Source organism: Pseudomonas sp. 13B_3.2_Bac1, assembly GCF_025466205.1.
In the GTDB taxonomy this organism is placed as follows: Bacteria; Pseudomonadota; Gammaproteobacteria; order Pseudomonadales; family Pseudomonadaceae; genus Aquipseudomonas; species Aquipseudomonas fluorescens_H.
In genome coordinates, this window is the sequence record NZ_JANLOG010000079.1 from 122,240 (window position 1) to 131,338 (window position 9,099).

Consider the following 9,099-nt stretch of genomic DNA (forward strand, 5'->3'; position numbering starts at 1 on the left):
CGCCGTCGCCGCGCAGCAGACCGATGAAGAAGGACAGAGCGCCAAACGCGTGGTGGCTGGCAGCATCAAACAGATTCATGCGCTGGTGGATGACATTCGCAGCAGCGGCGTGTCCCTCGACAGCCTGCAGCAGGACGTGTCGTCGATTGTCGGCGTGCTCGGGGTGATCCGCTCGATTGCCGAACAGACCAACCTGCTGGCGCTGAACGCAGCGATTGAAGCGGCACGCGCCGGGGAGGCCGGGCGCGGTTTTGCGGTGGTGGCGGACGAAGTGCGGGCACTGGCCAGCCGCACGCAGATCAGCACCCAGGAAATTCAGGGCATGATCGATCGCCTGCAGGCCGGCACGCAGTCGGCGGTCGAGGCGATGCGCCGTTCCAGTGAAGCGGGCGATGGCACCTCGGCGCAGGCCAATCAGGCCGGGGCGTCGCTGGACGCCATGGCTGACCTGATCGCGACCATCAACTCGATGAACGCGCAGATCGCCAGCGCAGCCGAGGAACAAACCGCGGTGGCCGAAGAGATCAACCGCAGCGTGCATCAGATCGCGGTGGCGGTGGACAGCGTGGCGGATGAGACCCAGTTGGGCGCGCAGACTTCGCGCAGCCTGGCCGAACTTGGCCAGCGATTGGGCAAACTGGTGGGCCAGTTCCGTATTTAAGGTTGCTGCAAAAACTTTGTGGGAGCGGGCTTGCTCGCGAATGCGGTGTGTCAGATACAGAATCGTTGATTGACACGACGCCTTCGCGAGCAAGCCCGCTCCCACATTGGGTTTTGTGCAAGGCTCATGGTCTGTCCCAGTACGGTACTTCGCCGAAGCACTCGACGAAGAAATCAATCACCGTCCGCACCTTCACCGACAACCTTCGACTCCCCGGCCACAGCACCGCGATCTGCTGCGGTTCGAGGCTGTTCGACACCTGATAGTCCCCCAGCACCGGCACCAGCCTGCCTTCGCGCACCGCTTCACCAATCAGCCATGACGGAAACATCACCAACCCGAGGCCTTGCTCGGCCGCTTGGGTGAGGGTGTCGGCGTGGTTGCCGGTGATCGGGCCTTTGACCGAGTAGGGCGTCCAGTCTTCCTGATCCCGCCGGAAAAACCAGCGTTGCTGACCGGTCGCGCCTTTGTAGGCCAGGCACTGGTGTTGCGCCAGATCTTCCGGGTGTTGCGGTGTGCCGTGGCGCTTCAGATAAGTCGGGCTGGCCGCGACCTGAAAGCGGTGCGGCGCGAGAATCCGCGCCTGCATGCTCGAGTCGTGCATCGGACCGATGCGAAACAGCAGGTCGGCGCCTTCCTGCAACGGATCGACGTAATGGTCGGTCTGCTGGATGTCCAGTTGCAGCTTCGGATAGCGCGCGCACAACTGACCGAGCCACGGTGTCAGATGGCGTTGGCCGAACACCACCGGCGCGTTGATCCGCACCAGCCCGGTGGGTTCGCTTTGCTGTTCCTGCAACGCCTGCTCGGCTTCTTCCAGTTGCACCAGAACCAGCCGCGCATGGTGGCCGAGCATGCGCCCGGCCTCGGTCGGCGTCACGGCGCGGGTGTGGCGGTAGAGCAATTGCTGGTTCAGCGCCTGCTCCATCAACTGGATCTGCCGCGAGATCGAAGAGGGCGCCACGCCCTCGCGCCGGGCGACTTCGGAAAAACTGCCGTGATCGAGCACCGCCACAAACAGCCTGAGTGCCTTGAAGCCCAGTTCGTTAAGCCCGTGCATGAATCGTCCTGCTGTGCGAGTTGCGCAAAAGTATTGTCTGGATGCTCCCATTTATCGCACAGCGGCGCCAGCCGATAATCCGCGCCATCGTTTACTTGCGTGGGTTTTGGATGATGCAGACGTTGGAAGAAGTGAGTGTGGCGGCGCCGGCGACCCGGCCGGGGTTGCGCCTGTTGTTGCTGCCGCTGGTGATTCTGGCCGGCATGGGCCTGTCGGTGGAGGCCGGGTTGCTGGGGCCGTTGGGGGAGCAGGTCGGGCATCTGTGGGCGACTTTGAGCATCTTCGGCGTGGGTTCGGCGATTCTGTTTTTGCTGCTGTTGTTCGCCGGCCCGCAGAAAGGCCCGGCGCTGACTGACCTGCCGCGCTGGCAGTTGATCGGCGGACTCCTCGGGCCGATCTATGTGGTTGTGCTGACCCTGGCGACCCCGCATATCGGGATTGCGATGACGATGATCGCGATTTTGTCCGGGCAGGTCGGCAAGAGTGTGCTGATCGACCATTTCGGCTGGTTCGGCGCGACGCGCAAGAAGGTCAATGCCGAGCGGTGGCTGGCATTGGGGTTGATTGTGGTGGCATTGGTTCTGATTGCGCGGGGTTGAAGATGAGTCTGGTTATTTTGTTGGCAGTGGTGGTGTTGGCGGGCGCGGTGTTGAGTGTCCAGGCGGCGATAAATGGACGGCTCGGTGAAAGCGTCGGGGTGTTGCGGAGCAGTTTGCTGACGTTTTTCGTCGGGGCGGTGATCACCGGGTTGTTGATTGTGTTTTTTGAGCCGGCCCATGCGGTGAGTTTGCTCGATGTGCCGAAGTGGCAGGTCTGCGGGGCGCTGTTTGGGGTGGTTTACATGATGGTCATGGTCGGCGCAGTGCCTGTTGTCGGGACGGCGGTGGCGACTGTTGCGGTGATTGTTGGTCAACTTGGGATGGGGATGTTGATCGACAATTTTGGCTGGTTGGGGAATCCGGCGATCGAGCTTTCGTCTTCGCGGGTGTTGGCGATGGTTTGTCTGGGGTTGGCTTTGGTCTTTATGTATCGGAGTAGTGTTCGCGGTTCTGATTGAGTTTTGGGTGTATATCCGTTTTTTTTGGTGAAGGCTGATTAGGGTTCCGCCCTTACGGCGGGTCACTTTTTCCAGACGCCGAAAAAGTAACCAAAAAGGCTTTACCCTGACGTTCGGCCCTCGCCTGGGCTCGGGTTCCTTCGCTGCGGGATTCATCCGGGGGGCAGCGCCTACGGTTTGCTTCGCTGCACCTCCTCTCGCTGTGTTTGGCTGCGCCAAACGGTCGCTGCGCTCCCACCCCCGGATAAACCCCTCCACTCAGCCTGCCGACGGGCCCTGAGATCAAAAGCTTTACTCGAGCTAACGCTCATTGTGTTGAGTGGGGCGGCTTCGCCGCAGGGGGTGCACGCTCTCTAAATTGTAGGAGCCAGCCTGCTGGCGATGGCGGCCTGACAGCCGACCAATTTCTTGCTGATGCACCCGGCTCAACTGTGGGAGCGGGCTTGCTCGCGAAGGCGGCCTGTCAGCCGACCAATCTCCAACTGAATACACCCAATCCCATGTAGGAACTGCCGAAGGCTGTGATCTTTTGATCTGCTTTGGCTTTGGCTTTGGCTTTGGCTTTGGCTTTGGCTTTGGCTTTGGCTTTGGCTTTGGCTTTGGCTTTGGCTTTGGCTCTGGCTTTTGATGTGGCTTTTGATCTTCTGCCCCTTCGGCAGGCCGAGCGGAGGTGTTCATCCGGGGGATAGGCGCGCAGCGCCATGCGGCGAAGCCGCATACATCGAGAGGAGGTGCAGCGAAGCAAACCGGAGGCGATGCCCCCGGATGGGCACCGTAGCGAGGGAACACTGAGCCTAAGCGAAGTGCCGTACGCCGGGGCAAAGCCTTTTGGGTTACCTTTTCGGCGTTTGGAAAAGGTGACTCGCTGTAAGAGCGAAACCGCCAGCCGCAGCACCCGAAAAAACGGATATACACCCAAAAACCAAGTATCCAAATCGCACCCAGGCAAAATCAAAAGATCGCAGCCTTCGTCAGCTCCTACACTGGTATTTACGGCTTATCCCAAAAGCCCAGACAACCACCAAAAAGGAGTCTGCCCCCATGCCCGATAGAAAATGCGACTGCCCCAACTGCAAATGCACCATCAAAGAAGGCGACCACTCTTACGCCGTACACGGCAAACACTACTGCTGCGAGGCCTGCGCGCACCACCACAAGGGCGGTGAAGAATGTTCAAGCAAAGGCTGCCATTGCGCCCACCCCAAATAATCCCGCGCAAAAAAAGTGGAGCCTAATCAGGCTCCACTTGCAGTTTCAGGCTTTCATCATCCAGCCGTACGGTACGGCGTACCGTGCCTTGCAGTCGTCGACCGTCGACCCTGACCACCACGGTTTTCGCCTGGTCGAGATCTTCCGGTAACGGCGCCGGCACGCGCAGGGCGAAGCTATACGGATCGTCTTCGACAGCCTCAAGACCCACCTGACAGTCCACGCTTTTGGTAATACGACCGAACAGAGTGTCCAGTCCGTAATCCAGATGTGCCGGGCTGAAGATGCTGGTCATTGTGTACGCCCCCAAAGAGTCCCCATTGCCTGGCGAGAGTCTAGCTCGCCGGTCGCCATGTGACGTTTTCCACGCCGAATTTCTCCGCCATCGGTTTGCTGGTCTTTTGTACCTTTTCCCGGCCGAAACGCGGGATGCGACCCACGCCGGCGTCGCAGCTTGCCCAGTGCCACGCCTCGGCGTTGTCCATTTTGTCCGAACGGATAATGAACGACTTGGGCGTGCCGTGAAGGGTGTAGTCGATGACAAACAGTTTTGCGTTGTTCATAAAGCCCGTAATCCTCCCTGTGGTATTAGAAGGATCACCGCGCACCGGGAAAATTCACTCGGATTGTCCGACGGTATCTATCGTTGGCGACGCATGGGCGCAGTGGTTAACATGGCCGCTCCGCCAACCCCCAATGATTGCTCGCCATGGCCCTCGCCGCACCCCCTGATTTGAGTGATACCGATGTCCCGGTGCAGCCGCTGGCGCGCACGTATCCGCGTGGCTTGTTTATCGAGCCGCACGAGCATGTCTGGGGGCAGTTGCTGTATGCGATGAGCGGGGTGATGTGGGTCGAGACGCCGCATGAGGCGCTGGTGGTGCCGCCGCAGCGGGCGGTGTGGTTGCCGCCCGGGGTGCCGCATGGGATTCGTGTGGTGTCGGACTTGCAGATGCGCAACATTTATCTGCGACCGTTGCTGGCGGCAACACTGGATTCGACCGTGCAGGTGATCGAGGTCGGTGGGCTGTTGCGTGAGTTGATCGTCGGGCTGGTGGAGCAGGGCGACAGCGGCGAGCCGGCCTATTACGAGGCCTTGGTCGGGCTGGCGCTACTGGAACTCAAGCGCGCCCGGCGCTCGCAACTGAAGATCCCGCTGCCGGACGATTCCGACCGGCGTCTGATGAACCTGTGCCAGGCGGTGATGGCCGCACCGTCGCTGGACATTCCTTTCGAACAGCATGCGGAAAATGCCGGGGCGAGTGTGCGCACGCTGGCGCGGTTGTTCAAGGACAGCCTGGGCATGGGCTTCGCCGAATGGCGGCGGCAGGTGCAACTGGCGACGGCGGTAGCCGAGTTGATTCAGGGCGTGCCGGTGAGTGCGATTGCTCGGGAGCTGGGGTATTCGCCGAGCAGTTTCAGTGACATGTTCCGGCGCGAGCTGGGTGTGGCGCCTTCGCAATTCCCCATCACCTGAGCGCAACTCTTGTGGGAGCGGGCTTGCTCGCGAAAGCGGTATGTCTGTGAAGAATAAGAGACTGACCCGCCGCCTTCGCGAGCAAGCCCGCTCCCACAGGGGACAGCAGTGAATTCACGGATTTGGCCGAAATTCAGAAGTCCTTGGCCGACGCCTCTGTCCATCCTTCCCTAGACTCTGCCCATTCCCTTTAACGCGGCGGAGTTTCCTCGATGAACTACCTGATTTCGCTGGCCATCGGTCTGGGTGTCGGCCTGCTCTATGGCGCGCTGAATTTCCGTTCCCCGGCGCCACCGGCCATTGCGCTGGTGGGGCTGCTGGGCATGCTCGCGGGTGAGCAGTTGTGGCCGATGGGCCGGCAACTGGTCACCGGTTGGCTGTCCTGAACTGTCCTTTTTTCCTTTGGTGGATGTCCTCATGAAAGCACTGCAATTCGATAAAACCGGCGACCTGTCTTCCTTGCGTTTCGTTGACGTGCCGACCCCGGTGCCTGGCGCTGATGAAGTGCTGGTCGAGATCAAGGCCGCCGGTCTGAACCCCAGCGATGTGAAGAACGTGCTCGGGCGTTTTCCGTACACCACATTGCCGCGGATTCCCGGTCGTGATTTTGCAGGCGTAGTGGTGCAAGGGCCGCAAGCGTTGATCGGTCGGGAGGTCTGGGGCACCGGGCGCGACCTGGGCTTTTTTGCCGATGGCTCCCATGCGCAGTTCGTCAAACTGCCGGCCACTGGAGTGGCAGCCAAACCGGCGCATCTGAGTTTCGCCCAGGCTGCCAGCCTCGGCGTGCCGTACACCACGGCATGGGATGCGCTGGAGCGCAGCCTGGTGACTGGCGAAACACGTTTGCTGGTGATCGGCGGCGGTGCGGTGGCCACGGCGGCGTTGGCGCTGGCCAAGGTGCGGGGTGCGCAGATTCTGGCGGCCGCGCGGCGGCCGGAGCAGGTCAAGGAGTTGCAGGCGCAGGGTTATTCGACGATTCAGCTGGATAAACCCGAAGACCTCGGCGCGCAGGTCAACGCGGTATACAGCGGCGGCGCCGACGTGATCTTCGATACCACCGGTTTCTGGCTGCCGGCCTCGGTAGCGGCATTGGCACCGTTCGGGCGCATCGCGATCATTGCCGCACCGATCGACGGCCATGTGCAATTGCCAGCGCTGGCGCTGTACCGCAAGGGTGGTTCGGTGGTCGGGATCAACTCGCTGCTGTACAGCGTGCAAGCCTGTGCGGCGATGCTCGAGCAGTTCGGACGCTTCTTCGATGAGGATCGGCTGCCGTTGCCACAAGGCCTGGTGGAGGTGCCGCTGGCGGAGGGGTTGCAGCGCTATGCGGAGGTGAATCAGGGCAGCGGCGACAAGATTATCCTTATCCCCTGACTCAGCCACAAACCCTGTAGGAGTGAGCCTGCTCGCGATAGCGTCAATTCAGTCGACAAATTCGGCGGCTGAATAACCGCCATCGCGAGCAGGCTCACTCCTACAATTGATTGGCGCAGGTTTCAGGATTGCGGGACGCCGTTTTCCCACGCCGACCAGTTTTTCAGGATGTCCTGCACCAGCGGATTGCCGGCGCGATAGAGGTTTTCCAGCGCCGGCACGAAGCCGCCCTGATCCGCGTATTTCAGCAGGTTGTCCACTTCACTGCCGCCCGGAGCCGGGCGATCAAAGTCGGAGCCGGCGCGTACCACGGCCAGACGCTGCACATCCACCAGACCTTCACGACTGGCGCGGAGCAGGGCTTCATAGGTCGAGTTGTCTTCCTGTTGCGTGGTGCAATATTCACCCTTGTTATCGGTCAGCAGTTTGGTCCAGACCTCGGCGCGTTCGCTCAGGCGTGTACCGGAGAACCAGGTGTTGCCCGCCAGCGTGTCGCAGCGCGTAACCACCGGCGGCTGGTTGGCCGGGGCGGACGGGTATTTCAGACGCCAGGCCGCCGATTCCTTGCTTTCGCTCAGTTCGACCTTGTGGCTCAGGGCGAAGGCTTTGGCCTGCAGTTTCGGGTTGAGTTCGAAGACTTCGGTCTTGTAGTCCAACGGCGGTTTTTCGTTCGGGCCTTTGGTGTTGATGCCGAGGTAACCGGTCGGCCAGCTCGACGGCGCATCGCGCGAATCCAGCTCCCATTGCGTACCGAATTCCACCAGATAATGCGCCCACGCCGCGGTGCCGATGGTCCCGTGTTTCGGGCTGATCCCGGCGATCCCGGCGATCAGGAACCAGCTTTTGCGCAGGTCGAATTTCGGCGACAGCGCCAGGGCCAGGGTCGAAGCCGCGGCGTTTGTCTGGCCCATGCCGGTGGTCAGCAGGCACACCTGCTGGCTGTTGCAGCGAATGCTCGGGTACTCGGCGGACAGCCCCGGCACGCGGATTTCCTGTTTCAGGTCGAGGCGCTCGATCCAGTTCTGCGCCTCGGGGGCGAACATGGTGATCAGCACCACTTTCGGCTGGATCGGCGCTTCAGCCGCCCAAGCAGTGGAAGAGAGCAGGGCCGCAGCGGCCAGGGTCAGACGCGTCATTGCTTGCATGAAAATCTCCTTGATTCAGAACTGGTAGCCAATGCCGGCGTAGTAGCCCCAACCGTTGGAGCGCGCGCGGAAATTGCCGTCGCCGAAGTTCAGCTCGCTGCCGTCTTCCCAGTTGCCGCCGTTGTGGAAATAGCGACCGACCAGGGTGAAACGCAAGTGGGTGAACGAATACAGCAACACGTTGGTCGCCACCGTGGCATTGGCGGTGCGCGCCGGATTGTCCTTGTGAATGTCCGAGCCGAAATCGAAGTTGGTGAAACCGATGTAGGTCAGCGACGCGCCGTTGCTGAATTTGTCGATGGGCACGATGTACTTGAGCTGCGCGCGGTAGCCGTCCCACGAATACTCATTGCTCGCGCCATAGTTTTCCCACTGGTAGCGCCCGTACAGGTTGGCCGACAGGTTGACCCGCGAATGGGTGTCGATGTCGGTGCCGAAGCCGCTGTACAGCGTGTTGGCGCGGTTCTCCTTGCGGCTGCCGTGATCGTAGATCCAGTCGAACGCCACGTACCATTCCTTGAACGGGCCGATGGCCAGGCTGCGGCCGGCGAGGTAGTCGATGGAGATGCGCGGCTCGTGTTCCATGAACACTGGTGAGCCGTGATCCCACACACCTTTGTCGTGGCTGTTGCCGATGTTGAAGATCTTCGGAATGTCTATGTAGCCGTACAGCTCGAACGGCCCCTTGCGCCCGAAGTATTCGTATTCCAGATAGATATCGTCGGCCGGCTGCGGCCCGAAACTGATGTCCTTGCTGCCGATCAGCGTCAGGTCCTGGTTGTACCAGTCCGACAGATAAGCGCCTTTTTTCGGCGGGGCAGCTTCCGGGCTGAGGGCTTCGCCCTGAGCGGACTCTTCGGGCAGGACCGGTTGCGCCAGTGCGGTATGGCTGAGAACTCCGGTAACGCCGGTCAGTAGCAGGGAAACAGCGAACGTGCGCGCAAATGGGGCGCGGAGAAGGGAAGCGGCGTGCATTCAAAGTCCTTTTTTGCGGATCGAGGCCCGGTTTCTGCGGGTCTGTACGTTTTTGTTACGAAAAAGCCGTTACAGGCAGGTCGCAAACGTTTGCACAAGGCGTACCAGTTTTCCCGATATACCCATTTCCCCTTGTGGGAG

12 protein-coding genes and 1 pseudogene are annotated in these 9,099 nt (G+C 61.0%); 7 read left to right on the top strand and 6 right to left on the bottom strand.

What is annotated here, in order from left to right; genetic code table 11:
- Nucleotides 1-67: 67 nt before the first annotated feature.
- Nucleotides 68-661, top strand: a pseudogene (locus NTD85_RS27775) (methyl-accepting chemotaxis protein); the annotation flags it as partial.
- Between the two features lie 124 nt (nt 662-785).
- Here the strand turns inward: NTD85_RS27775 and NTD85_RS13380 are convergent.
- A complete protein-coding gene (locus NTD85_RS13380) occupies nt 786-1,721 on the bottom strand; it encodes a LysR family transcriptional regulator (RefSeq protein ID WP_262142377.1) in 936 nt (311 codons plus the stop codon).
- Between the two features lie 113 nt (nt 1,722-1,834).
- On the opposite strand from NTD85_RS13380, the gene NTD85_RS13385 reads away from it, so the two are divergent.
- A complete protein-coding gene (locus tag NTD85_RS13385) occupies nt 1,835-2,320 on the top strand; it encodes a DMT family transporter (protein ID WP_201138544.1) in 486 nt (161 codons plus the stop codon).
- A gap of 2 nt (nt 2,321-2,322) precedes the next feature.
- On the top strand, nt 2,323-2,778 hold the full coding sequence (locus NTD85_RS13390; protein WP_003223524.1) for a DMT family transporter: 456 nt from the start codon (nt 2,323-2,325) through the stop codon (nt 2,776-2,778).
- Nucleotides 2,779-3,241: 463 nt separating this feature from the next.
- Here the strand turns inward: NTD85_RS13390 and NTD85_RS13395 are convergent, their stop codons facing one another.
- The gene (locus tag NTD85_RS13395) at nt 3,242-3,481 is read right to left on the bottom strand and encodes a hypothetical protein (RefSeq protein ID WP_262142378.1); all 240 of its coding nucleotides are present in this window, start codon (nt 3,479-3,481) and stop codon (nt 3,242-3,244) included.
- Between the two features lie 338 nt (nt 3,482-3,819).
- Between NTD85_RS13395 and NTD85_RS13400 the strand changes: the two genes are divergently transcribed.
- Nucleotides 3,820-3,987 carry a metallothionein gene (locus tag NTD85_RS13400; RefSeq protein WP_003223525.1) on the top strand — a complete coding sequence of 56 codons (168 nt, stop codon included), beginning with the start codon at nt 3,820-3,822 and terminating at the stop codon, nt 3,985-3,987.
- Between the two features lie 22 nt (nt 3,988-4,009).
- Here the strand turns inward: NTD85_RS13400 and NTD85_RS13405 are convergent, their stop codons facing one another.
- Both NTD85_RS13405 and NTD85_RS13410 read right to left on the bottom strand, forming a co-directional pair.
- Entirely contained in the window at nt 4,010-4,282 is a 273-nt protein-coding gene (locus tag NTD85_RS13405; RefSeq protein WP_262142379.1) for a hypothetical protein, read from the bottom strand.
- A 40-nt stretch (nt 4,283-4,322) separates the two neighbouring features.
- Nucleotides 4,323-4,550 carry a DUF6555 family protein gene (locus NTD85_RS13410; protein ID WP_003223528.1) on the bottom strand — a complete coding sequence of 76 codons (228 nt, stop codon included), beginning with the start codon at nt 4,548-4,550 and terminating at the stop codon, nt 4,323-4,325.
- A 146-nt stretch (nt 4,551-4,696) separates the two neighbouring features.
- Between NTD85_RS13410 and NTD85_RS13415 the strand changes: the two genes are divergently transcribed.
- The 3 genes from NTD85_RS13415 (at nt 4,697) to NTD85_RS13425 (ending at nt 6,838) form a co-directional block, all read left to right on the top strand.
- Nucleotides 4,697-5,464, top strand: a complete 768-nt coding sequence (locus tag NTD85_RS13415; protein ID WP_226501236.1) for an AraC family transcriptional regulator — start codon at nt 4,697-4,699, stop codon at nt 5,462-5,464.
- Between the two features lie 212 nt (nt 5,465-5,676).
- Nucleotides 5,677-5,850 carry a DUF1427 family protein gene (locus tag NTD85_RS13420; RefSeq protein WP_003223532.1) on the top strand — a complete coding sequence of 58 codons (174 nt, stop codon included), beginning with the start codon at nt 5,677-5,679 and terminating at the stop codon, nt 5,848-5,850.
- Between the two features lie 31 nt (nt 5,851-5,881).
- Nucleotides 5,882-6,838 carry a zinc-binding alcohol dehydrogenase family protein gene (locus tag NTD85_RS13425; RefSeq protein ID WP_262142380.1) on the top strand — a complete coding sequence of 319 codons (957 nt, stop codon included), beginning with the start codon at nt 5,882-5,884 and terminating at the stop codon, nt 6,836-6,838.
- Between the two features lie 122 nt (nt 6,839-6,960).
- Here the strand turns inward: NTD85_RS13425 and NTD85_RS13430 are convergent, their stop codons facing one another.
- Both NTD85_RS13430 and NTD85_RS13435 read right to left on the bottom strand, forming a co-directional pair.
- Nucleotides 6,961-7,983 (bottom strand): purine-nucleoside phosphorylase, encoded by a 1,023-nt coding sequence (locus tag NTD85_RS13430; protein WP_262142381.1) that lies wholly within the window; start codon nt 7,981-7,983, stop codon nt 6,961-6,963.
- 15 nt (nt 7,984-7,998) lie between these two features.
- Complete coding sequence (locus tag NTD85_RS13435; protein WP_003223538.1) at nt 7,999-8,958, bottom strand: nucleoside-specific channel-forming protein Tsx; 960 nt, start codon at nt 8,956-8,958, stop codon at nt 7,999-8,001.
- Nucleotides 8,959-9,099: the final 141 nt, after the last annotated feature.